The following is a 24,171-nucleotide window of genomic DNA, read 5'->3' on the forward strand; positions in this document are numbered from 1 at the left end:
CGGAACCGCGGCCAGCGGCGGCGAGCGAGCGGGAAGCCGCGCGCGGCGGGACGCCGCAGGCGAGGGCGTCCGGCGACCACTGGATTGCCCGCTTGTTTCAAGCGGTCGGCATCGACAATGAGCGCCAGCTGTCGCGCGCGCTTGCGGCCGAAGGGCTTCGTACGCAAACGGCGCTCGCGGGCGCCGACGGTTCCGCGGCGCCTGCGGCCGCTTTGCCGGAACAGCCGCCCGCCGCGGCGGACGTGCACCGTCACCCCGCCGCGGACAGCCTGAAAAGCGTGCTGCTCCAGCTGAGCGCCTCCGACGCGGTGCCGGAGCCGCTTCGCGAAATGGCGCAGCAGACGCTGCAGCACATTACCGGGCAGCAGCTGCTGCTGTCGCCCGATCGCGGGGCGGTGCTGACGCATTTGACGTTGATGCTGCCGATACGCCACGACGGGCACGAGCAGACGTGCGCCGTGCACGTACAGTCCCGCCGGGGCAAGCGGGGCGAGCTCGATGCCCGCAATTGCCGGCTGCTGTTCGATTTGAACATGCGGACGATCGGCTTGACGCTGGTCGACGTGCAGGTGTTCGACCGAAAGGTGCATGTCCAGGTCCACAACGATTTGCCCATTCTCGGCGATCTGCTGGAGCGTTATCGCAGCGAAATCGAAGAAGGGCTTCGCCATAACGGATACGAATGCGTGGCGCTGAAATGCGGTCCGTATCCGCACCCGACAGTGCCCGTGGGGGCGGCGGAAGGGGGCGAAGCGGCGGGCGCGGGCATGTCCGCAGCCGCAACCGCTGCCGCCTATCGCGCGGAGCCGTACAAGGGCGTGGATGTGCGCGTATGAGCAAAGCGGCGGATAACGGCGGCAAAGCCGCAATCAAACGAGCGGTCGCGCTGCGCTACGCTCCCGAGCAAAACGCTTCGCCCCACGTGGTCGCCAAAGGCAAAGGCCGTGTGGCCGAGACGATTATCGAACGGGCGAAGGAGCACGGCGTGCCGCTTCAGGAAGACCCGTCGCTCGTCGAGGTGCTGTCCAAGCTGGACGTGAAGCAGCAAATACCGCCGGAGCTGTACCAGCTCGTCGCGGAAATATTAAGCTTCGTCTATCGGACCGACTCGCGGGCGAAGCCGGGAGGGGACGGCGACCGATGAGCGATCGCAAACGAACGGACGGCCGCGTCAAGCTCGGACGTCAAGGAGAGGATGCGGCCGCGGAGCATCTGCTTGCCCAAGGCTACCGGATCGTGGAGCGCAATTGGCGCTGCCCGACCGGGGAGCTCGATCTGATCGCCGAGCATGGCGGCGTCACCGTATTCGTCGAGGTGCGCTCCCGTCGCGATACGGGCACGTTCGGCAGCCCGGAGGAGTCGATCGACGCCCGCAAAAGGAAAAAAGTCCGGGAGACGGCTCACTATTACTTGTATCGCAATCGTTCCGCAAACGGTCCGTCGCGCTTCGACGTCATTACCGTGACGTTTACGCCGTCGGGGGCGTTTTTGAAGCTGAACCATCTGATCAACGCCTTTTGACCGCGCGGAGCGGAGCGGATCATGCTCCTCTTAAGGCGCGATGCCGAAATGCATGCATTGAAAGCTGTCAAGCCTCGCGCAGACTTGGCGGCTTTTTTTGTCGACAAACATGCTGTACGCATCGATCGGAAGCTTTTTTGGGCATCGCTCGGCAGCGGGGATCCGTTTCGGGAGACGGAACGAATCGCAGTATGCGTATCGGCGGAAAAACGATCGCTTTTTCAGGCTAACGAACCCGGATATCGCTACCCAGCCAAAACATGGAAGAAATCGATCCGAATTGCCGGCAATAGCGATACTGGAGTTCGCAACCAATTTCGAACCTCCGCCTTTTGCTCCAATAACGATTGCTGAGTTCGTCAGCCGTATGTCCGAAAACCGGTAGAAGCGAAGGAAAGTCGAAAGCACCTCGCAGGACCTTAAAGGGGATGCACTCTCGCGGAACGATCACTGCACCTCGGTTTCGTTTGCGCATAAAAATGCCGCCGGAGCTTTATTCCCCGGCGGTATTTCCGACGTTACAATCCAATATTTCCGGGCCTCCCCGTAAAGGCACGTAACGACCGCCCTCGATACCCGCACCGTTATACGGGGCACTACTGTTTTGGGCGGCGGGAATCAGCCTTCGCCCGGAATGGAGCATTTGTTCCGGATAAACCGGATTTGGTTTTCGATCCGGTTCAGCCGTTCTTCGTCTTCTTTCGCCCCGCTCGATTGCGCGCGCAGCTGCTCGGCTTCCTGCAGCAGCTCGTGCAGGTCGTCTCCGGCATTGGCGCAATTATAGTCGCTTTCCAAACGTTCGAGCATCGCATGTCCCTCCGTAACTGCCTTGATTTGCGTTTTGACGCCCGATTATTGTACGCAACTTGCCGGAGCGGTAAACGAACGGTCCCGGTTTTTCGCGAAAAAGGTCCGTCCCGGGTTGACCGTGAAATGCACCTGCAGTCCCTGTGCCGCCGCCGCTAACGCCGATATAATGAATAGATGCATGCAAAAAATGGGAAAAGGAGAGAAAACGCTTTGCACCTGGAGAAATCGATGTCGAACGCCAGGCTCGCCTGCCTGATCGGCGCCTTGCTCGCTTTGCTTCTTGTGGTCGGCACGCGGCCGCAGCAAGCCATGGCTCAAGCCGAGGCGCCGATCAAAGTGTTTGTCGATACGAACCGGATCGGATTTTCCGTCGATCCGCTGCTCGAGGACGGCACGACGCTCGTGCAGCTCAGGCCGCTGTTCGAAGCGATGGGCATCGAGCTGCAATGGGATAACGACAACCGAATCGTGACCGGCAAAACAACCGGGCTCGTCTTCGCCCTGCCGATCGACGGGACGAAAGCGACCGTAAACGGCTCCGAGGTCGCGCTGGAACAAGCGGCGCGCATCGTGGACGGCAACACGCTCGTGCCGCTGCGATTCGTCGGGGAAGCGACCGGGGCGCTCGTCGTCTGGGATGGCGATCGTCGCGAAATCACGTTGTTTACCGAGAAATGGATCCGATCGCTCGGATTGACGAGAAAACAGGCCGAGGATATTCTGGCGAAATGGCAGGCGGAAGGGGCCGGAAGACAGCCGGACGAAACCCCGGCTCCGGTTGACGGTTCGGACGGCGACGATCGAGCCGAACCCGATGAAGACGACGAGGAAACGCCGGCCGCCGTTCCCGCCGATTTGGACCGTTTGCGCGGCATGTATTACGGACTGCGCGAGGATATAGGCGGATTCGAGTGCGGCGGCGTTTGCTGGGACTTTTACACGTTTTTGCCGGACGGGAAAATCGTCGTCGGCGAGCCCGAGCGGGGCGGACCGGAAACGATCGATTGCTCCACGCAAGCGTGCGCCGATTACCGGATCGAAAACGGCAGCCTGATCGTCGACGGTGCCGATACGCATACGATCCGCGTTTCCGAGAAGGGGAACTTGTTCGTCGACGACGTCCTTCTGTCGCCCGTTCCCGCGGCGCAGGACGGTTTGAAGCTGCAGGGCGAATACGTGTACCGGGGATATTCCGGCATGATCGGCATCCATACGTTTTCGAGCGCATGGGAGGAAAAAATCACGTTCCGCAGCGACGGCACGTTCGAGAGCGACGATCTGCAGCTGGGAACGCTGAATACCGGTTCGTCGACGACGAATTCCTCCGCCTCGTCGAAACGTTCGGGGACGTACGCCGTTAAAGGCCATACGATCGCGCTCCATTTCAAAGACGGCCAGGAAGAGGAGCAAGCCTATTTGTTTTTCGTCCATCCCGGCAAAGACGGCAAACCGAACGCGGAAGACGTGCAAATCGGCAGCCGCAACTTTTACGTGGACCGCGACGAATAAATCGGATATCGAGTGAAGAAACCGCCCGGAACCCAGCACGAAGCCGGGCGGTTTGCCGTCTGTTCTGGAACGGGCATCCGTCACGCCTTCCGGTCCAGACACCGGTACTGCAGCGCCTCCGCCAAATGCTCCGTTTCGATCGACTCGCTTTCGGCCAAGTCGGCGATCGTGCGGGCCAGACGCAAGATGCGGTCATGGGCGCGGACGCTCAAACCGAGCGCTTCGAACGAAGCGGCGAGCAGCTTTTCGCCATCCGGCGGCAGCCGGCAATGCCGGCGCAGCAGACGGCCGGTCAATTCGCCGTTGAAGCGGACGGCGGTTCCGGCGTACCGCCGCGCCTGCCGTTCCAGCGTCCGTTCGACCAAGCGGCGCAAGTCGGACGACGATACGGCGCCGCTGTCCGCCGTTTGAAGCGATTCGTATTCGATGCGCGGCACTTCGACGTGCATGTCGATTCGCTCGAGCAGGGGTCCGGATATTTTGGAGCGGTACTGCTGCACTTTAAGCGGAGGGCACGTGCAGGAATACGTCGCCGTGGAAAAGCCCCAATAGCCGCACGGACACGGGTTCATCGACGCCGCGAGCATAAAATGGGTCGGAAACGTAAATACCGCTTTCGCCCGCCCGATCGTGACGCGCCGGTCCTCGATCGGCTGGCGCAGCACCTCGAGCACGCCGCGCGGAAATTCGGGCAGCTCGTCGAGAAACAGCACGCCGCGGTGTGCCAGGCTTACCTCGCCCGGCTTCGGATAGCTGCCCGCCCCGACGAGACCGCCCATCGAGACGGTATGGTGCGGATTGCGAAACGGCCGGCGGCGGATGAGCTTCGTCCGGTTCGGGATCAAGCCGGCCGCGCTGTATATTTTCGTCACTTCGAGCGACTCCTCGTCCGTAAGCGCGGGCAATATCGACGGCAGGCGGCGGATGAGCATCGTTTTGCCCGAGCCGGGCGGGCCGATAAAGAGCAAATTATGGAACCCGGCCGCGGCGATCGTCAGCGCCCGTTTCGCTTGAAATTGTCCGAAAACGTCGGCGAAATCGTCGGCCAGCGCGTCGTCCGGCTCCGTCTCGTCCAATGACAGGCGGGCGCCCTGCGAAACGGCCGCGGAACGAAACAGATCGGTTCCGCTAACGGCGAGCAGCTGCCCCAGGCTTTCGATGCCGACGACGCGCATCCCTTCGATCAGCTGCGCTTCGCGTACGTTTTCGGCGGGCAGCAGCACGTTGCTTAGGCCGCGCTTTTTCGCCGCGTCCACCATGGACAGCACGCCGCGCACGGGGCGCAGCCGGCCGTCGAGCGAAAGCTCGCCGATCGTGAGGCACCGGTCGAGCCCGGGCAGCGCCAGCTGTCCGCTCGCGCAAAGCACGCCAACGGCGACGGGCAAGTCGAACGAGGAGCCTTCCTTGCGCACGTCGGCGGGGGCCAAATTGACCGTAATGCGTTCGAGCGGAAACGCGGCCCCGCTGTTTTTGATCGCGGAACGGACCCGCTCCGCGGATTCCTTGACCGACGAATCGGGCAAGCCCACGATTTGAAACAGGGGAAGTCCGTTGCTGATGTCGATTTCCACGTCGACGATCGTTCCGTCGATGCCGTGCAGGCAAGCGCCGTTCATTCTATCGTACATGCGAAAAAAAGCACCTCTCTTCGTGTCGAATAGTCCGGCGGACGGGCCGGTCGCGCGAAAAAAGGTGCTTCCTTATTTTCTACGGCAACGTATTCGCCATCGCCGCTCCGAAATCCTGCATAAACCGACAAAAAATAATAATGCAAGCGGCAACTGGGGATACTGGAAACGAAAGAGGTGAATGCACATGCAGGATAAACCGTACTTTTGCCCGAATTGCCGGTCGAATCGGACCAAATTCCGGGTGCTGTCCACCGCCTCGCAATCGTTTATGAAAGAAGCGGTAAGCGGGGCGGTTACGGAAATGTCGGAGCCGGTCATGGTCGACGAAGCCGAGCCGACGATCGGCTGCCAAGTTTGCGGCTTTATCGGCAACGAAATGCGCTTCGTGAAGCAGGCGGAACGCGAGCCGCGCGTCATGACGCCGACCGACCCGGTATACCGGTAACGCTCCGGCACGCAGCGCTTCTATAAGTGCGATAGCGCAAGCTTTCCGTCCGGAAGCTGCGCTATTTTTACGTAACCGGCTTCTTTCGGGGCGAAGGGCGCCGCGTTCGATCATTTGTCTTTATAGCGTCCATAACAGAAATCGATAGGAAGTTCACAAAAATTTCAGGAATCTGTCGAAAAAACGTGGTACAATAAATAAGGCATTTTTTCGGCTAACCGCGGGCGGGTTCCGTACCGCTCGACGGGACGGGCATGATGCCTGTATATCCTTTTTTTTGGGGCTCCCGCGCAAAGGTTGACAATCGCTTTGTTGTAAAGCATTCGACGACGAACGTTACCGTTCGGCGAAAGCCGCCGCTTGCGCGGCGGGACGCCGAGGGGGATTTCCGCGTCGCTTTGCGGGGTTTTTTGTATACAACATCACCCAAGACAGTTCGATAGGAGGATTCGGTCAATGAATATCCATGAGTATCAAGGGAAAGAGGTCCTGAGACAGTATGGTGTAGCGGTACCTCAGGGCAAAGTGGCGTTTTCCGTCGACGAAGCCGTCGAAGCGGCCAAATCGCTCGGCACGCCGGTAGTGGTCGTGAAAGCGCAAATTCATGCGGGCGGCCGCGGTAAAGCGGGCGGCGTCAAAGTCGCCAAAAATCTGGACGAAGTGCGTACATACGCCGAGCAAATTCTTGGCAAAGTGCTCGTTACGCACCAAACCGGACCGGAAGGCAAAGAAGTGAAACGCCTCCTCATCGAGCAAGGCTGCGATATCAAGAAAGAGTACTACGTCGGCGTCGTCGTCGACCGCGGAACGGGCCGCGTCGTCATGATGGCATCGGAAGAGGGCGGCACCGAAATCGAAGAAGTGGCTGCCAAAACCCCGGAGAAAATTTTCAAAGAAGTGATCGATCCGGCCGTCGGCCTGCGTCCGTTCCAGGCCCGCAAGCTCGCTTACGCGATCAACATTCCGGCGGAACTCGTGAACAAAGCCGTACAATTCATGACGGCTCTTTATAATGCGTTTGTGGACAAAGACTGCTCGATCGCGGAAATCAATCCGCTCGTCGTTACCGGCGACGGCAGCGTCATGGCGCTCGACGCCAAGCTGAACTTCGACTCCAACGCGCTGTTCCGCCATCCGGACATTTTGGAGCTTCGCGACCTGGACGAAGAGGACGAAAAGGAAATCCAGGCGTCCAAGTTCGATTTGAGCTACATCGCGCTCGACGGCAACATCGGCTGTATGGTTAACGGCGCGGGCCTGGCCATGTCGACGATGGACATTATCAAATATTACGGCGGCGAACCGGCCAACTTCCTCGACGTTGGCGGCGGCGCGACGACCGAAAAAGTAACCGAAGCGTTCAAAATCATTTTGTCCGACCCGAAAGTGAAAGGCATTTTCGTAAACATTTTCGGCGGCATCATGCGCTGCGACGTCATCGCCGACGGCGTAATCGAAGCGGCCCGCCAGCTCGGCCTCGACCGTCCGCTCGTCGTCCGTCTGGAAGGAACGAACGTGGAGCTCGGCAAGAAAAAATTGAACGAATCCGGTCTGAACATCGTGGCCGCCGACTCGATGGCGGACGGCGCGCAAAAAATCGTTTCGCTGGTGAAGTAATTCGAGAGGAGCTGAACATGCGATGAGCATTTTGATCGATAAAAATACGAAAGTCATCACGCAAAACATGACCGGCAAAACCGGTATGTTCCATACGAAGGGCGGCCTCGAATACGGCACGCAAATGGTCGCGGGCGCAACGCCGGGCAAAGGCGGCACGACGGTCGATTTCGCTTTGGAAAACGGCACGAACGTTACGCTTCCGGTTTACAACACCGTCGCCGAAGCCAAAAACGCGACGGGCGCCAACGCTTCCGTCATCTACGTTCCTCCTGTGGGAGCCGCCGATGCGATCATGGAAGCGGTCGACGCGGATCTCGATCTCGTCATCTGCATTACCGAAGGCATCCCGGTCCTCGACATGGTGAAAGTGAAACGGTACATGGAAGGCAAAAGAACGCGCCTGATCGGACCGAACTGCCCGGGCGTCATTACGCCGGGACAAAGCAAAATCGGCATTATGCCGGGCTACATCCATTTGCCGGGCCATGTCGGCGTCGTTTCGCGCAGCGGCACGCTGACGTACGAAGCGGTTCATCAGCTGACGACCCGCGGCATCGGCCAATCGACGGCCGTAGGCATCGGCGGCGACCCGGTCAAAGGCTCCGAGTTCATCGACATTTTGAAGCTGTTTAACGAAGATCCGGACACGTACGCGGTCATCATGATCGGCGAAATCGGCGGAACGGCCGAGGAAGAAGCGGCCGAGTGGATCAAGGCGAACATGAAAAAGCCGGTCGTCGGCTTCATCGGCGGTCAAACGGCCCCTCCGGGAAAACGGATGGGACATGCCGGCGCGATCATTTCCGGCGGCAAAGGAACGGCTGCGGAGAAAGTCGCGACGCTGGAAGCTTGCGGCATCAAAGTCGCTCCGACGCCTTCCGAAATGGGCTCCACGCTCGTCAGCGTGCTCGAGGAAAAAGGTCTGCTCGACAAATGCACCGTCAAAAAATAAGCGAAGCTCCGAAGGTAAGCAACCTTCCGCATCCCGGTTACGGGTACGGAAGGTTTTTTGTTTGCAGGGCGTTTCGGGACACATAAAGAAATCGCGGTTCGGAGCCGGAACGGGGGGGGAATGAGGGAAGTAAGAGAACCATACACACACTATTGGATAAACGGGGGTATAAAGGGGAATAGCGGACTCCAAAGACCGCTATCCCTGCAACGTACGGCAATAGGGGTGCCGACTTCCCGGGAAAATCGGGGGCTCCGAAACGCGCTGCAACGCTACGCCTCACTTTTGGGGGATATTTTATAAAGGGGTGCTTTACTTGATAAACGACCGTAATGTATTATTTGGATTACATGAACTTGCCGGCGTCGGCTGGAAAACGATCGAACGGCTCGTGACCGGCGCGGCCGGCGCGCTGACGGGGCTGCTGGACGCGGAGCCGGCCGATTTCGTCCGCTTCGGCGTAAAGCCGCCTATCGCCGCCGCGATCGGGGAGAGGCTGACCGCCGATTTTATCGCCGAACGGCTGGAGGTGTACGCCCGTGCCGGCGTCTCGTTCGTCGCCGAAACCGACATGCATTACCCGCCGCTGCTTCGGGAAATCGCGCAGCCGCCCTGGGTGCTGTATTACAAGGGCGATTTGCGCGCGCTCGAACGGCCTTGCATCGCCATGGTCGGCACCCGGTCCCCTACCGCGTACGGCCGAAAAGTCGCCTTCGAGCTGGCCCGGGACTTGGCGGCGAGCGGCGTATGCGTCGTCAGCGGCCTCGCCCGAGGTATCGACGCTTGCGCGCATCGCGGCGCTCTCGTCCGGCAAGGAAGCACGGCGGCCGTGCTCGGCTGCGGGGCTGACTTCGCCTATCCGCTTGAAAACGCTTCCCTTTACACGGATATTGCGGAGAAAGGGGTTCTCGTAACGGAATATCCGCTCGGAACGGAACCGAGGCCCGGTCTGTTTCCGCAGCGCAACCGAATCATCTCGGGCCTCAGCCTCGGCACGGTCGTCGTGGAGGCGGCAAGCCGAAGCGGGTCGCTTATAACGGCCGATCAGGCGCTCGAGCAATCGCGAGACGTGTTCGCCGTACCGGGGCCGATTACGTCGCCGAAAAGCTCCGGAACGCTGGAATTGATCCGGCAGGGGGCCAAAATGGTCGCGTCCGCCGACCATATTTTGGAGGAATATCGCGGACTCGCGCATATGGGCGCTTCGAAGGCGGAAACCGCCGCGGCGCAGGCCGAGCCGGCGTCCGGAGACGAGCGCCGGCTGCTCGATCTGCTGTCGGGCGCACCGGTCACGTTCGACGAATTGCTGGCGCTTACCGGTATGGAGTTTGGACATTTGCATTCAGTTCTGTTAAATTTAATTTTGAAAAAAAACATTGCGCCATTACCCGGCTCAGCGTATATGCGAATTTGACGTGTACATCGACCTTAAGCGATACGTATACAAAGGAAACCATTGAATTTGAACCGAAGGGAGGACGGCGAGCCTATGGCAGATTCTTTAGTCATCGTGGAGTCACCCGCGAAAGCGAAAACGATCGGCAAATATTTGGGCAGCAAATTTATCGTCAAGGCGTCCATGGGGCATATCCGGGACCTTCCGAAAAGCCAGATCGGCGTGGAAGTCGAAAACCATTTCGAACCGAAATATATAACGATACGGGGCAAAGGAGCCGTCTTGAAAGAGCTGAAGGACGCCAGCCGCAAAGTGAAAAACGTCTATCTCGCGGCCGACCCCGATCGCGAAGGCGAGGCGATCGCCTGGCATTTGGCGCATTACCTCGAGCTGAGCGAGAAGGAGCCGTGCCGCGTCGTTTTTAACGAAATTACGAAGCAGGCGGTAAAAGACGCGTTCAAGCAGCCTCGGCCGATCGATATGGACCTGGTGAACGCGCAGCAGGCGCGCCGCATTTTGGACCGTCTTGTCGGCTACAAAATCAGCCCGCTGCTGTGGAAAAAAGTAAAGAAAGGGTTGTCGGCCGGCCGCGTCCAGTCCGTCGCCGTCAAGCTCATTATCGACCGCGAGAACGAGATCCGCTCGTTCGTCCCGGAGGAATACTGGTCGATTACGGCGAAGCTGGCTATCAAGGGATCGGAGTTCGACGCCAAATTTTACGGCAAGGACGGAGAAAAGCTGGAGCTGCACCGCGAAGCGGACGTGCAGGACATTTTGAAGCGGATCGAGAAATCGCCGTTCGTCGTCAGCGACGTCAAGGAGAAGGAGCGTCAGCGCAACCCGGCGCCGCCGTTCATTACGAGCTCCTTGCAGCAGGAAGCGGCGCGCAAGCTGAACTTCCGCGCGGCGAAGACGATGCAGATCGCCCAGCAGCTGTACGAAGGGATCGATCTCGGTAAGGAAGGGACGGTCGGCTTGATCACGTACATGCGTACCGACTCGACCCGGATTTCGCCGGTCGCCCAAGAGGAAGCGAAGCAGTATATCGTGGAAGCTTTCGGCCCGGACTATTATCCGGAAGTTCCGCGGGTATATTTGAAGAAAAACGCGAACGCCCAGGACGCGCACGAAGGCATTCGGCCGACCGCTGTCGGAAAGACGCCGGAAGAGCTGAAGCCGTATTTGAGCAGAGACCAGCACCGGCTTTACAAGCTCATTTGGGAGCGGTTCGTCGCCAGCCAGATGGCTTCGGCCGTGCTCGATACGATGACGGTCGACATTCGCGCGGCGGATACGGTATTCCGGGCGGTCGGCTCGAAGGTGAAGTTCCCCGGATTCATGAAGGTGTACGTGGAAGGCAACGACGACGGAACGACCGAGGACGATAAATTTTTGCCGGTGCTGACGCAGGGCGACGAGCTGGAAAACCGCGGCATCGAGCCGAAGCAGCATTTCACCCAGCCGCCTCCCCGCTATTCGGAGGCGCGTCTCGTCCGCGCCCTGGAGGAGATGGGGATCGGACGCCCGAGCACGTACGCGCCGACGCTGGAAACGATCCAGAAGCGCGGCTATGTGGCCATGGAAGAGAAACGGTTCGTGCCGACCGAGCTCGGCGATCTCGTCATCCAGCTGATGGCCGAATTTTTCCCGGAAATATTGAACGTGGAATTTACGGCGCATATGGAGGAAGAGCTCGATTTCGTCGAGGAAGGCAAAGTCGACTGGGTCAAAGTGCTCGACGAGTTTTACGCGACGTTCGAGAAACGGCTCGAGGTCGCCGAGGAAGAAATGAAGGAAGTCGAAATCCAGGACGAAGTGACCGACATCATGTGCGAGAAGTGCGGCAGCCCGATGGTGATCAAAATGGGCCGGTTCGGCAAATTTCTCGCCTGCTCGGGCTTCCCGGATTGCCGCAACGCGAAGCCGATCGTCAAGGAAATCGGCGTCACGTGCCCGAAATGCAAAGAAGGGCACATCGTCGAGCGGCGTAGCAAAAAAGGGCGCATTTTTTACGGCTGCGACAAATATCCGGATTGCGACTACGTTTCCTGGGATAAACCGTCCGGCAAATTATGCCCGAATTGCGACGCGATGCTCGTCGAGAAAAATACGAAAGCCGGCCAGTTTTTGCAATGTCCGGATTGCGGATATAAAGAAGAAAACAATCAGGCGGACGCCGAGGGCGACGCGGATTGACGTCCGCGCCGCGGCGCCGCGCGTTTCGCCCGCCGCAGCGAAGACGGCGCGGGCGTACGATGGAGGATGAATCGATTGACTGACAGAAGCAAAGTGACGGTAATCGGCGCCGGCCTCGCCGGCAGCGAGGCGGCTTGGCAAATCGCGAATCAAGGCGTGCCGGTCGTTCTGTACGAAATGCGGCCGGTTCGCAAAACGCCGGCCCATATTACGGATCGGTTCGCCGAGCTCGTCTGCAGCAATTCGCTGCGCGCGAACGGCTTGACGAACGCGGTGGGCGTTTTAAAGGAAGAAATGCGGCGGATGAACTCGCTTATTATGCGCAGCGCCGACAAGCATGCCGTTCCCGCGGGCGGAGCTCTGGCGGTGGACCGTGACGGCTTTTCCGGCGAAATTACGTCCACGCTGCGGAATCATCCGCTGATCGAAGTGAGGAACGAAGAGCTGACCGATCTCCCGGACGGGATCACGGTCGTGGCGACCGGGCCGCTTACGTCGAAGACGTTGTCCGACAAGCTGAAACGGCTGACGGGCGAAGAATACTTGTACTTTTACGACGCGGCCGCCCCGATCGTGGAAAAAGATTCGATCGACATGAGCAAAGTGTATCTCGCTTCCCGGTACGACAAAGGGGAAGCCGCCTATTTGAACTGCCCGATGACGGAGGAGGAGTTCGACGCGTTTCACGAGGCGCTCGTCGGCGCCGAAACCGCGCCCGTCAAAGAGTTCGAGAAAGAAATTTATTTCGAAGGCTGCATGCCGATCGAAGTGATGGCGAGGCGCGGCAAGCAGACGGCGCTGTTCGGACCGATGAAGCCGGTCGGGCTCGTCAACCCGCATACGGGCAAGCTGCCGTACGCCGTCGTCCAGCTCCGGCAGGACAATGCGGCCGGCACGCTGTATAACCTCGTCGGGTTCCAAACCCACCTGAAGTGGGGGGAACAAAAGCGCGTCTTCTCGATGATTCCGGGGCTGGAAAACGCCGAGTTCGTCCGCTACGGCGTCATGCACCGCAATACGTTCATCAGCTCGCCGAAGCTGCTTCGTCCGACGTACCAATTTAAAGGAAGAGACGACTTGTTTTTCGCCGGACAAATGACCGGCGTCGAAGGGTACGTCGAATCCGCCGCGTCGGGACTGATCGCGGGCATTAACGCCGGCCGGATGGCCAAGGGCGAATCGTGCATCGTGCTGCCGCCGGAAACGACGCTCGGGAGCATGGCGCACTATATTACGTCGGCCGACCCGAACCATTTTCAGCCGATGAACGCCAATTTCGGGTTGCTGCCGCCGCTCGGACAAAAGATTCGGGACAAAAAACGGAAAAACGAGCTGCTTGCGCAGCGAGCGCTTGAAACAATTCAGAATTTTTCATATAATGTACACAATTTAACTTGTAACTAAAGCCTGTCCTATGTTACGATGAACATGTTTTTCGGAGGACGCGGGCAGGCCGAACCGATCCGCCCCGTTGCGGGAAGCAGTCCGTTGCCGCGCGTCTTTAGGGCGGAACCAGAAACGCAAATTAGAACCGAATCTCGGAAACAGCAGCAGATTGAACGTTTGGTGCTGTTTCTTCTTTGTTCGCCTACGTCGATACATACGAGACAGGGAGGGGGACCTTAGCTTGAGCGAGTTTCACGCCACGACGATATTCGCGATTCGTCACGAAGGCAAAGGGGCGATCGCCGGCGACGGCCAGGTAACATTCGGCAACAGCATGGTCATGAAGTCGCAGGCGAAAAAAGTGCGCCGCCTGTACAGAGGAAAAGTTGTCGCCGGTTTCGCCGGCTCCGTCGCGGATGCGATTACGCTGTTTGAAAAGTTCGAGGCGAAGCTGGAGGAGCATCAGGGCAATTTGCTCCGCTCGGCGGTCGAGCTGGCGAAAGATTGGCGGTCGGACCGCGTGCTGCGCCGTCTCGAGGCGATGATGATCGTCATGGACGCGCAAAGCTTGCTGCTTATATCGGGCAACGGCGAAATCATCGAGCCCGACGACGGCATTTTGGCGATCGGCTCGGGCGGCAGCTTCGCGCTCGCCGCGGGACGCGCCTTGAAACGGTTCGCGCCGCAGCTGACCGCAAGCGAGATCGCGAGGGCGTCGCTGGAGACGGCGGCGGATATTTGCGTGTTCACAAACCGGAACATTATCGTGGAAGACATATAACGCGTCCAACCGGGAGGGACTTTCATGGACAATCGCCTACTGACGCCCAGGCAAATCGTTGCGGAACTCGACAAATACATCATCGGCCAGAAGCAGGCGAAGAAGTCGGTCGCGGTCGCGCTCCGCAACCGGTACCGGCGCAATTTGCTGAGCGAAGCGATGCGCGACGAAATCGTGCCGAAAAACATTTTGATGATCGGACCGACCGGCGTCGGCAAAACGGAAATCGCCCGCCGGCTGGCAAAGCTCGTTAACGCTCCGTTCGTCAAAGTCGAAGCGACCAAATTTACCGAAGTCGGCTACGTCGGACGGGACGTGGAATCGATGGTGCGCGATTTGGTCGAGACGGCGATCCGCATGGTGAAGGCGGAAAAAACGGAGAAGCTGAAAGACAAGGCGGAGCAGCTCGCGAACGATCGGCTCGTCGTCCTGCTGGCTCCTTCGGCGTCGTCCGCCAAAACGCAGCGCAACCCGCTCGAGATGCTGTTCAGCGGCGGCAATCAAGGAAACGCGGACAAGGACGAACCGGATCCGGCGCTTGCGCAGCGCCGCCAGCAGCTGAAGGAGAAGCTGCTTCGGGGCGAGCTCGAGGAGCAAATCGTCGAAATCGAAGTCGAGGACGCCGCGCCTTCGATGCTGGACATGTTCGCCGGTCAAGGCAACGAGCAGATGGGCATGAACATGCAGGAGATGTTCGGCAATTTGCTGCCGAAGCGGACGAAGAAGCGCAAGCTGCCCGTGAAGGAAGCGCGCCAGGTGCTCATCCAGGAGGAAGCGCAGAAGCTGCTCGACATGGACGAAGTGATTCAGGAGTCGATCAAGCGGGCCGAACAATCCGGCATCATCTTTATCGACGAAATCGACAAAATCGCCAGCTCCGGACGCGGCGGCGGACCGGACGTTTCCCGCGAGGGCGTGCAGCGCGACATTTTGCCGATCGTGGAAGGCTCGACGATCATGACCAAGTACGGTCCGGTCAAAACGGATTACGTGCTGTTCGTGGCGGCCGGCGCCTTCCATATCGCCAAGCCTTCGGACCTCATTCCGGAGCTGCAGGGCCGTTTTCCGATTCGCGTGGAGCTGGCCAATTTGACCCAGGAAGATTTCGTGCTCATTTTGACCGAGCCGCAAAACGCATTGACGAAGCAGTACACGGCGTTGCTGGAAACGGAAGGCATCCGCGTCGAATTTTCCGACGAGGCGATTGCGGAGCTGGCGAAAATCGCCGCCGAAGTGAACCAGCATACGGACAATATCGGCGCGCGCAGGCTGCATACGATTTTGGAGAAGCTGCTCGAAGATTTGTCGTTCGAAGCGCCGGACATTACGCTCGACCATATTTTGATTACGCCGGAATACGTGCGCGAGAAGGTGGCGGGCATCGCCCAAAATCGCGATTTGAGCCAATATATTTTATAGACGTCCGTTCCGGCGACCGATTGCAATACCGGGAGGCTTGATCATGAGTTTACTTAGCAAGACCCGAAGCTTGAACCGTCTGCTGCAAAAGGCGGCCGGCAACGCGGTCAGTTTCATGGAAATGTCGGAGGTGCTGCGCGATTTGATCGCGGCGAGCATTTTCGTCGTCAGCCGCAAAGGGAAAATTCTCGGCTACGCGGCGGCGGGGCCGTTTTCGAACGAAGCGCTGCACGAGATGATCGTGGAAAACCGCAGACTGCCGGAAGAATACAACAACGTGCTGAAAAAAATCGAAGAAACGTCGTCGAACGGCGATACGGACAGCCCGTACCGCATGTTTACGGACAAAATCCATTCGTTCTTCGACGAGGCGCACGTGACGATCATACCGATCATCGGCGGCGGCGACCGTCTCGGTACGGTCGTCCTGACGCGCAGCGGGGAAGCGTTCATCGACGACGACCTCATCATGGCGGAATACGGCTCGACGATCGTCGGGATGGAAATTTTGCGCGAGCATGCGGAGGAAATCGAGCTGGACGCGAGAAGCAAGGCGGCCGTCCAGGTGGCGGTCAATTCGCTGTCGTACAGCGAGATGGAAGCGGTCGACCACATTATCGAAGAGCTGAAGGAAAAGGAAGGGCTCCTCGTCGCGAGCAAAATAGCCGACCGTGTCGGCATTACCCGCTCCGTCATCGTCAACGCGCTCCGCAAGCTGGAAAGCGCCGGCGTTATCGAAACGCGGTCGCTCGGCATGAAAGGGACGTACATTAAAATATTGAACGATCAGTTGATGCAAAGCGTGGCGAACGCCAGAGCGTAAATCGACATTCGTTTGGGTCAAAGTCCTATCTTTTGGAAAGATAGGGCTTTTTGCTTATTGTAAACTTTTAAGTATAGATGGAATATATATATGGTCCGCATTGTTACAAAAATAGACATTTTACAAAACTTTTTTTAGTCGAAATCGCATATGACAGAAGGAAAACCGTAAAGCGCGAAGAATAAAGTTACATAACTTTTTATGCGAAAGTGGGTATTTGGAATGGCTTTTTGGGACAGTCCGAGCCTGAATTTGATGGAAAGGACGCTGGATGCGGCCACTTTTCGACAAAAAGTGATATCGAATAACGTCGCAAATGTCGACACGCCATACTTTAAACGATCCGACGTTTTGTTCGAAGATCTGCTGTCGAAGGAATTGAAAAAAACGTCGATTCAAGGGAGAAGGACCGACCCCAGGCATATTCCGATCGGAACGGCGGCCGTGCCCGCGCTACCCGAGGTGGCGACGGACGAGAAGACGATGATGAACAACAACCTGAACAACGTCGACATCGACTACGAGATGACGCTGCTCGCGAAAAACCAGCTTCGGTACAATGTTCTGATCGGCCAGGTCGGCCATGAGCTCAAACATTACCGTACCGCCTTGAACGGGGGGAGATAACGGATGAAATTGACGAACGGATTCGATATCAGCTCCTCCGCCTTAACCGCGCAGCGATTCCGGATGGACGTCATCTCGTCGAACATCGCCAACGCCGACACGACGCGCGCGAAGCTTGTCGACGGCAGATGGGTGCCGTATCAGCGCAAGCTTGTCGTCATGGAAGCGAAGGAGCCGTCGTCCTTTGCCAAGCTGCTCGAACGGTCGATGCAGGGAGAGAGCGGCGAAGGGGTTCGGGTGTCGCGCGTCTTCGAGGACGAGGCGCCCTTCAAGCAGGTATACAATCCGACGCATCCGGATGCGGACGAGAGAGGCTACGTGGAAATGCCGAACGTCGACCTTTTGAAGGAAATGGTCGACATGATGTCGGCCACAAGATCGTACGAGGCGAACGTTACCGCCTTGAACGCGACGAAGGCGATGATCGCCAAGGCGCTCGAAATCGGCAAATAAACCGGCTATTCGACATAACGCACGACGCTATTCGCATACATACGGAGGTCCCGAAGCATGATCGATCAAATCGGGTTTTTGCCCAAAAAACCGCTCGTTTCCTTGGACGCCAAGACGGCCGGAAGCGACGGCGCCGCCAAAATCGCCAAAGATTTCGGCTCGTTTTTAAACGACGCGATGAACGGCTTGAACAAGCAGCAGGCCGCACTGGATACGCTTAACGACAAGTTCGTCACCGGAGAAATCGCCGACGCCCACCGGCTGACGATCGCCGCGGAGAAGCTTTCGCTCAGCCTGGAGATGACCGTACAGATTCGCAATAAAGTGATCGAGGCGTATCAGGAGGTCATGAGAACGCAAATTTAAACGCGCTACAAGTCGCAGCAGATTCCCGGGCGGGGTGACATAGTGAACGAGACACTTGTCCAATATCGAGACAAAGCGGCTCAATATTGGAAACAGCTTAGCAGAAATCAGAAGTACATGGTGCTCGGTACAATCGCGATCTTGCTTGCGGTTGTCATCCTGACATCGATCAATTTATCGAAGACCGAATACGTGACGGCGTTCCGCAATTTGCAGCCGAACGACGCCGCGAGCATCAAAAAATATTTGGACGATTCGAAAATCCCTTACAAGCTTTCGCCGGACGGAACGTCGATCGAAGTTCCCGCCAGCCAGGCGCCTTCGATCAAGCTGGACGTCGAATCGCAAGGCCTCAACAAAAACGGATCGCTCGGTTACGGCGCATTCGAGGGCAGCAACACGTTCGGCATGTCGGACAACGAATTCAACGTCAAGCTGATCAACGCGATGCAGGGCGAAATCCAGCAAATGTTCAATCAGATCAACGGCGTCGCCAGCTCGAAAGTGCTCATCACGGTGCCGAAGGAAAGCGCGTTTTTGTCCACGCAGCCGCAGGAGTCGACCGCGTCGGTCGTGCTCACAATCGAAAACGGATACCGGTTCGACCAAGCGCAAATCGACACGATGTACAATCTCGTCGCCAAAACGATTCCGAAGCTGAAATACGAAAACATTACGATTTCCAACCAAAACGGCGAGCTGCTCCCCTATTCGAAAACGAACGGCGCCATCGCCGGGACGTCGAATCAAATTCAGCAGCAATTCCAAGTCAGAAACCAGTTCCAAAACGAATTGCAAAAAAATATAATGAGTTTGCTCGGAAAAATGTATGCGCCCGACAAAGTCGTCGTCAGCGTCGTATCGACGCTCAATTTCGACCAGAAGACGAGCAAGCAAAACCTCGTGACGCCGGTCAATGCGGCGGACGGCAGAGGCATCGAGATCAGCGTGCAGGAAAACAACAAATCGGCCACGAGCAACGGCGCGTCGAACGGCGGAGTGCCGGGAACGGCCAACACGGACGTTCCGACCTACCAGGGCGGTCAAAATGCGGGAGGCTCCTCGCAGTCGGAAGAAACGAACCGAATCGTCAACTACGAGGTGAATCGGATCGCCAACGAGATCGTTTCGAGTCCTTTTATCGTAAAAGATTTGTCGATAAGTGTCGGAATCGAGCCGCCGATCAAAAACGATCCGAACTCGCTCACGCAGGAAATGAAGGACAACATTCAAAAGACGCTCGTCAGCATCGTTTCGGCGACGCTTGCGGACAGCGGACAAACGTTTACCGATGCGGATATCGCCAAAAAAGTGACGCTGTTCGCCCAACCGTTCGCGGTTGCGACGGGAACCGAGCCGGCCGGCGTCAACTACTGGATGTGGGGCGGCATCGGCGTCGCCGCGATGGCCGTCGCGGGCGCGGCCGGTTATATGATCAGACGAAGAAAGCAAAAGCAGCTGGAACTGGTCGAAGAGGAGCTGTCGCCGCCTACGAAGGTCGAGCTGCCGACGATCGATATCGACAACGTTTCGAACGAAAACCAAATACGCAAACAGCTGGAAGGACTCGCGAAGAAAAAGCCGGAGGAGTTCGTCAATTTGCTGCGCACGTGGTTAGTGGATGAATAAGGGGGGTCTACGGTGGCAAAAGCGGTGCAGCAAGGACTGACAGGGCGACAAAAGGCCGCCATTTTGCTCATCAGTCTCGGGCCGGAAGTGTCCGCACAAATCTTCAAGCATTTGCGCGAAGAGGAGATCGAGCAGCTGACGCTGGAAATCGCCAACGTGCGAAAAGTGGATACCGCCGAGAAAGAAGCAATCCTCGCCGAATTTCATCAAATCTGTATGGTGCAGGAGTACATTTCCCAGGGCGGCATTCAGTACGCCAAGGAAATTTTGGAGAAAGCGCTCGGCACGAGCCGCGCGATGGATATCATTAACCGGCTGACGGCCACGCTTCAGGTGCGGCCGTTCGATTTCGCCCGCAAAGCGGATCCGGCGCAAATTTTGAACTTCATCCAGAACGAAAACTCGCAAACGATCGCCCTTATTTTATCGTATTTGCAGCCGGACCAAGCGTCGATCATCCTGTCTTCGCTGCCGCAGGATAAACAGGCGGACGTGGCGAAGCGGATCGCCCTGATGGATTCGACTTCTCCGGAAGTGATCAACCAGGTCGAGCGGGTACTGGAGCAGAAGCTGTCTTCTACCGTGACGACGGACTATACGACCGCGGGCGGCATCGAAGCGATCGTGCAAATTTTGAACGGGGTCGATCGGGGAACGGAGCGGACCATTCTCGATTCGCTGGAAATTCAGGACCCCGAGCTCGCCGAAGAAATCAAAAAACGGATGTTCGTCTTCGAAGATATCGTCAACATCGACAACCGTTCGATCCAGCGCATTATTCGCGATATCGAAAACGCCGATCTGCAGCTCGCGCTTAAAGTGGCGAGCGAGGAAGTGCGGGAGGTCATTTTCCGCAACATGTCGAAACGGATGGCCGAAACGTTCCGCGAAGAGATGGAATATATGGGACCGGTCCGGCTGCGCGACGTAGAAGAAGCGCAAACCCGCATCGTGGCGACGATCCGCCGCCTGGAAGAAGCGGGGGAAATCATTATCGCTCGCGGCGGAGGAGACGATATCATTGTCTAACGTCATCAAAGCGACCCATTACGTTCCGCTCGACGATAAAAAGCTGATCGCCGCCGCGTCGCGGGAGGCGAACGCCGCCGAAGCGAATGCCGAAGAGCCGATCGACGAGAACGGTCCCGACGGGGAAGCCGCCGCTTCCGAAATCGCCGAGGCGATCGCCGCGAAGGAACGAATTATACGCGATGCCGAACTGTTCGCCGAATCCGTCGTCGCGCAGGCGAACGAAGACGCGAACCGGATCCGCAAGGAAGCGAACGAACAAATCGAAGCTTGGTGGGCCGAACGCCGGGCCGACGACGAACGCAAATCGGCCGAAGCGGTCGAAGCCGGCCGCCAAAGCGGCTACGCTCAAGGCTACGCCGAAGCGGAGGCGCAAGTGCGCGAGCAGTACGAACAGCTGCTCGGCGAGGCGCGGACGATCATCGAGAGCGCCGTCCGTTTGAAGCATCAGCTCATTCAAGAATCGGAGCCGTTTCTGATCGAGCTGAGCTGCGCGATCGCGGAAAAGATCGTAGGCCGTCAGCTGTCCGTGGAGCCGGAATGGACGATCGAGCTGATCCAACAAGTGCTGCTTCGCCGGCGGGAGCAGGGCATTATTACGCTGTGCGTGTCCGCCGAGCATTTCCAATTCGTCGTCGACGCGCGGGAAGAGCTGATGCTGGCGATCGATTCGCAAGCCGAACTGCAAATCATTCCCGATCCGACCGTCCGCGACTTCGGCTGCGTCATCCGGTCGTCGTTCGGCAGCATCGATGCGAGAATCGACACGCAGCTGAACGAAATCAAGAAAGGGCTGCAGCAGATCGCCCTTCGAAGCGAAGGAGCTGACGATTATGAGTGACGCTCCCGCCGCGCGCAAGTATGTCGACTTTTTGCGCCATATCGATCCGATTCGGGTCAACGGCAAAGTGACGCAGGTGATCGGCCTGACGGTGGAATCCGAAGGTCCGGACGCCAGCGTAGGCGACGTTTGTTACATCTATCCGTACAAATCGGCGCAGCCGCTCAAAGCCGAGGTGGTCGGGTTTCGCAACAACAAAGTGCTGCTGATGCCGCTCGGCGAGCTGCATTCGATCGGCCCGGGCTGCGACGTGGTCGGGACCGGGAAGCCGCTGACGGTGCAGGTCGGGCACGAGCTGCTCGGCAAGGTGCTGGACGGACTCGGACAGCCGCTCGACGGCTCGTACTTGCCGGCGCGTATGGCGCACTACTCGACCAACGCCGCCGTGAACAATCCGCTCAAGCGTCCGCGCGTCCGCGAGCCGATCAGCGTCGGCGTCCGCTGCATCGACGGCTTGCTCACGCTCGGCAAAGGCCAGCGCGTCGGCATTTTCGCCGGCTCGGGCGTCGGGAAAAGCACGCTGATGGGCATGATCGCCCGCAACACGTCGGCGGATGTCAACGTCATCGGCTTGATCGGCGAGCGCGGACGGGAAGTGCTCGACTTCATCGAACGGGATCTCGGGCCGGAAGGGCTCGCCCGTTCCGTCGTCGTCGTCGCGACGTCCGACCAGCCGGCCTTGATCCGGATGAAAGGCGCTTTGATCGCGACGTCGATCGCCGAATATTTTCGCGACCGCGGTCTCAACGTCATGCTGATGATGGATTCCGTCACGCGATACGCGATGGCGCTTCGCGAAGTCGGGCTCGCCATCGGGGAGCCGCCGGCGACAAGAGGGTACACGCCGTCGGTATTCGCGAGCTTGCCGAAGCTGCTCGAAAGAGCCGGTACCGGACCGAAAGGGTCGATAACGGCGTTTTATACGGTGCTCGTCGACGGCGACGACATGAACGAGCCGATCGCCGACACGGTTCGCGGCATTTTGGACGGCCATATCGTGCTTGACCGAAGTCTCGCCCATCGCGGCCATTATCCGGCTATCAACGTGCTGGCCAGCGTCAGCCGCTGCATGAAAGAAATCGTTTCGGAGCGGCAGACGGACGCGGCCGACCGGTTAAAGCGGCTGCTTGCTACCTATAAAGATTCGGAGGACTTGATCAATATCGGGGCGTACCAGAGAGGGTCCAACGAAGAAATTGACCGTTCTCTCGATTATATTCAGACGATCTGGGATTTTTTGCGGCAAAAGACGAGCGAAAAAATTAGCTATGACGAAGCTTGCAAGCAGTTGATCGACCAATTCGGCGGAGGCTGACACGCATGCGATTCCGATATCCGTTGCAAAAATTGCTGGATTTGAAAACGAACGAGAAGGAGCAGGCCGAATGGCTGCTGTCCGAAGCGATCGGCGAGCTGCGGCAAGAGCGGCAGGCGCTGTCGGCGCTGTCGGACGAATACGGGCGGGCGAGCGAGGAGCTTGAGCTCGCTTCGTCGCGCCGGACGACGATTTCGCAAATTCAGCTGCTCGAGCTTTACATGCAAAGCCTCGACCGGCAAATGCGAACGAAATCGAAGGACGTCGAGCGCGCGGAAGCGAACGTCGCGGAAAAGCAGCAGGCGCTAACCGGCAAAATCATGGAAGAAAAAGTGTGGACGAAAGCGAAAGAAAAGGCGAAGCTGCAGTTTACCGCGGCGCTGCTCAAAAAAGAACAGGAAGAGTTGGACGAAATCGCCCTTACCCGCCGCGTACAGACGATCGGTTAGCTTACATACGGAAAGGTGGCCCTAGCGACATGGCGAATACGGAAGCGGAGAAATCTTCATACGGAGCGTTCGAACGGTTTTTGTTTTTCGCGACTCCGATCATTTTCACGCTCGTGCTGCTCGGCGTCATGTTCATGCTGTTCGATTCCAACGTGATGAACGGCGTGCTGAGAGCGGCCAACAAAGTTCCCGTGTTGGAGAAATTCGTGCCCGATCCGAAAACGAAAGAGAAAGTGACGCTCCCGTCCGCGACGTCGGGAACGGCCGCCGCGCCGGAATCCGATTCCGCCGCGCTCGAGCAGCTGAAGGCGCAGCTGGCCAAAGCCCAGTCCGATCTGGAAAGCGCGACGGCGCAAAGCCAGCAAAAAGATCAAACGATCAAAGAGCTGAAAACGCAGGTGACCGACCTGGAAGAAAAGCTGAAGACGAAAACGCAAACGGACGAAGAGTACCGGGCGCAGACGCAGCAGCTCGCTTCCATCTATGCGGGAATGATGCCGAGCAAGTCGGCCCCGATTTTGGAGGCGCTCACGCTGAAGGAGCGGGCGCTCGTGCTGAGCGAAATGAAGCCGGCCGACCGCGGCAAAGTGCTCGAAAGAATGACGCCGGCCGTCGCCGCGGAAACGTCGATCCAGCTCAAGGACGTCGTGCCCGTCAAAGATTTGCAAATCGCGGCGCTCCAGGAGCGGCTCGACGTCAACAAGCAGCAGGAGCAAAAGGCGGCGCCGTCGATGACGAAGGACAATCTCGGCCAAACGTTTTCCCAGATGGTGCCGAAAAGCGCGGCAACGATTTTGATCGAAATGTACGGCACGAATCAAACGCGGGTGCTCGACATTTTGAAGGCGATGGACAATGCGGGGCGGGCGAAGGTGCTCGCCGCGATATCGGACGCGAACAAGCAGACGGCCGCCGCGCTGAGCGCGAAGCTGGCGGAGTGACCGTTACGGCCTTCTCGTGAAAGGAGGTGAAA

General features: G+C 58.3%; 24 protein-coding genes and 1 pseudogene. 23 read left to right on the top strand and 2 right to left on the bottom strand.

The genetic code is table 11. The features are described from left to right. The 4 genes and pseudogenes from PV407_RS16735 to PV407_RS16750 form a co-directional block, all read left to right on the top strand. Positions 1–836, top strand: a pseudogene (locus PV407_RS16735) (hypothetical protein); the annotation flags it as partial. After that, complete coding sequence (locus tag PV407_RS16740; protein ID WP_332091065.1) at positions 833–1,144, top strand: EscU/YscU/HrcU family type III secretion system export apparatus switch protein; 312 nt, start codon at positions 833–835, stop codon at positions 1,142–1,144. The pseudogene PV407_RS16735 and the gene PV407_RS16740, both read left to right, overlap by 4 nt. Next, entirely contained in the window at positions 1,141–1,521 is a 381-nt protein-coding gene (locus tag PV407_RS16745) for a YraN family protein (RefSeq protein WP_332091066.1), read from the top strand. Before PV407_RS16740 ends, PV407_RS16745 begins: the two co-directional genes overlap by 4 nt. A 48-nt stretch (positions 1,522–1,569) precedes the next feature. Continuing rightward, positions 1,570–1,875 (top strand): hypothetical protein, encoded by a 306-nt coding sequence (locus PV407_RS16750; protein WP_332091067.1) that lies wholly within the window; start codon positions 1,570–1,572, stop codon positions 1,873–1,875. Between the two features lie 264 nt (positions 1,876–2,139). Here PV407_RS16750 and PV407_RS16755 read toward each other — a convergent pair whose 3' ends face one another. Further along, positions 2,140–2,328: a DUF2524 domain-containing protein gene (locus PV407_RS16755; protein ID WP_332091068.1), complete on the bottom strand. Its 189-nt coding sequence runs from the start codon at positions 2,326–2,328 to the stop codon at positions 2,140–2,142. A 213-nt stretch (positions 2,329–2,541) separates the two neighbouring features. Here PV407_RS16755 and PV407_RS16760 point away from each other — a divergent pair, with 213 nt between their 5' ends. After that, a complete protein-coding gene (locus tag PV407_RS16760; RefSeq protein ID WP_332091069.1) occupies positions 2,542–3,840 on the top strand; it encodes a copper amine oxidase N-terminal domain-containing protein in 1,299 nt (432 codons plus the stop codon). Positions 3,841–3,920: 80 nt separating this feature from the next. On the opposite strand, the gene PV407_RS16765 is transcribed toward PV407_RS16760, so the two are convergent. Continuing rightward, on the bottom strand, positions 3,921–5,468 hold the full coding sequence (locus PV407_RS16765; protein ID WP_332091070.1) for a YifB family Mg chelatase-like AAA ATPase: 1,548 nt from the start codon (positions 5,466–5,468) through the stop codon (positions 3,921–3,923). Between the two features lie 187 nt (positions 5,469–5,655). Here PV407_RS16765 and PV407_RS16770 point away from each other — a divergent pair, with 187 nt between their 5' ends. The 18 genes from PV407_RS16770 (at position 5,656) to PV407_RS16855 (ending at position 24,139) form a co-directional block, all read left to right on the top strand. Further along, the gene (locus tag PV407_RS16770) at positions 5,656–5,916 is read left to right on the top strand and encodes a hypothetical protein (protein WP_332091071.1); all 261 of its coding nucleotides are present in this window, start codon (positions 5,656–5,658) and stop codon (positions 5,914–5,916) included. A gap of 456 nt (positions 5,917–6,372) precedes the next feature. Beyond that, positions 6,373–7,533 (top strand): ADP-forming succinate--CoA ligase subunit beta, encoded by a 1,161-nt coding sequence (sucC, locus tag PV407_RS16775; RefSeq protein ID WP_332091072.1) that lies wholly within the window; start codon positions 6,373–6,375, stop codon positions 7,531–7,533. Positions 7,534–7,555: 22 nt separating this feature from the next. Continuing rightward, complete coding sequence (gene sucD / locus PV407_RS16780; protein WP_332091073.1) at positions 7,556–8,488, top strand: succinate--CoA ligase subunit alpha; 933 nt, start codon at positions 7,556–7,558, stop codon at positions 8,486–8,488. Between the two features lie 316 nt (positions 8,489–8,804). After that, positions 8,805–9,902 carry a DNA-processing protein DprA gene (dprA, locus tag PV407_RS16785; RefSeq protein WP_332091074.1) on the top strand — a complete coding sequence of 366 codons (1,098 nt, stop codon included), beginning with the start codon at positions 8,805–8,807 and terminating at the stop codon, positions 9,900–9,902. A 75-nt stretch (positions 9,903–9,977) separates the two neighbouring features. Then, positions 9,978–12,080, top strand: coding sequence for a type I DNA topoisomerase (gene topA, locus PV407_RS16790; protein WP_332091075.1), 2,103 nt, complete (start codon positions 9,978–9,980; stop codon positions 12,078–12,080). A 75-nt stretch (positions 12,081–12,155) separates the two neighbouring features. Beyond that, positions 12,156–13,484, top strand: a complete 1,329-nt coding sequence (gene trmFO, locus PV407_RS16795) for an FADH(2)-oxidizing methylenetetrahydrofolate--tRNA-(uracil(54)-C(5))-methyltransferase TrmFO (protein WP_332091076.1) — start codon at positions 12,156–12,158, stop codon at positions 13,482–13,484. Between the two features lie 223 nt (positions 13,485–13,707). Next, positions 13,708–14,247, top strand: coding sequence for an ATP-dependent protease subunit HslV (gene hslV, locus PV407_RS16800; protein WP_332091077.1), 540 nt, complete (start codon positions 13,708–13,710; stop codon positions 14,245–14,247). A gap of 24 nt (positions 14,248–14,271) precedes the next feature. Further along, positions 14,272–15,666 carry an ATP-dependent protease ATPase subunit HslU gene (hslU, locus tag PV407_RS16805; RefSeq protein ID WP_332091078.1) on the top strand — a complete coding sequence of 465 codons (1,395 nt, stop codon included), beginning with the start codon at positions 14,272–14,274 and terminating at the stop codon, positions 15,664–15,666. Positions 15,667–15,709: 43 nt separating this feature from the next. Then, positions 15,710–16,489: a GTP-sensing pleiotropic transcriptional regulator CodY gene (codY, locus tag PV407_RS16810; protein WP_332091079.1), complete on the top strand. Its 780-nt coding sequence runs from the start codon at positions 15,710–15,712 to the stop codon at positions 16,487–16,489. Positions 16,490–16,711: 222 nt separating this feature from the next. Next, positions 16,712–17,116: a flagellar basal body rod protein FlgB gene (gene flgB / locus PV407_RS16815; RefSeq protein ID WP_332091080.1), complete on the top strand. Its 405-nt coding sequence runs from the start codon at positions 16,712–16,714 to the stop codon at positions 17,114–17,116. Between the two features lie 3 nt (positions 17,117–17,119). Then, the gene (gene flgC / locus PV407_RS16820) at positions 17,120–17,569 is read left to right on the top strand and encodes a flagellar basal body rod protein FlgC (protein WP_332091081.1); all 450 of its coding nucleotides are present in this window, start codon (positions 17,120–17,122) and stop codon (positions 17,567–17,569) included. A gap of 57 nt (positions 17,570–17,626) precedes the next feature. Next, positions 17,627–17,935, top strand: coding sequence for a flagellar hook-basal body complex protein FliE (gene fliE, locus PV407_RS16825; RefSeq protein WP_332091082.1), 309 nt, complete (start codon positions 17,627–17,629; stop codon positions 17,933–17,935). A 42-nt stretch (positions 17,936–17,977) separates the two neighbouring features. After that, the gene (gene fliF, locus PV407_RS16830; protein ID WP_332091083.1) at positions 17,978–19,564 is read left to right on the top strand and encodes a flagellar basal-body MS-ring/collar protein FliF; all 1,587 of its coding nucleotides are present in this window, start codon (positions 17,978–17,980) and stop codon (positions 19,562–19,564) included. A gap of 12 nt (positions 19,565–19,576) precedes the next feature. After that, positions 19,577–20,593: a flagellar motor switch protein FliG gene (gene fliG, locus PV407_RS16835; protein ID WP_332091084.1), complete on the top strand. Its 1,017-nt coding sequence runs from the start codon at positions 19,577–19,579 to the stop codon at positions 20,591–20,593. Next, positions 20,586–21,434 carry a FliH/SctL family protein gene (locus PV407_RS16840; RefSeq protein ID WP_332091085.1) on the top strand — a complete coding sequence of 283 codons (849 nt, stop codon included), beginning with the start codon at positions 20,586–20,588 and terminating at the stop codon, positions 21,432–21,434. Before fliG ends, PV407_RS16840 begins: the two co-directional genes overlap by 8 nt. Beyond that, positions 21,427–22,749, top strand: a complete 1,323-nt coding sequence (fliI, locus tag PV407_RS16845) for a flagellar protein export ATPase FliI (RefSeq protein ID WP_332091086.1) — start codon at positions 21,427–21,429, stop codon at positions 22,747–22,749. The genes PV407_RS16840 and fliI overlap by 8 nt, the downstream gene beginning before the upstream one ends. 5 nt (positions 22,750–22,754) lie before the next feature. Beyond that, positions 22,755–23,198 (top strand): flagellar export protein FliJ, encoded by a 444-nt coding sequence (gene fliJ / locus PV407_RS16850; protein ID WP_332091087.1) that lies wholly within the window; start codon positions 22,755–22,757, stop codon positions 23,196–23,198. Between the two features lie 29 nt (positions 23,199–23,227). Continuing rightward, on the top strand, positions 23,228–24,139 hold the full coding sequence (locus PV407_RS16855) for a MotE family protein (protein WP_332091088.1): 912 nt from the start codon (positions 23,228–23,230) through the stop codon (positions 24,137–24,139). The last annotated feature ends 32 nt before the right edge of the window (positions 24,140–24,171 follow it).

This window comes from Paenibacillus sp. GYB003 (assembly GCF_036577625.1).
Taxonomy (GTDB): Bacteria; Bacillota; Bacilli; order Paenibacillales; family NBRC-103111; genus Paenibacillus_AB.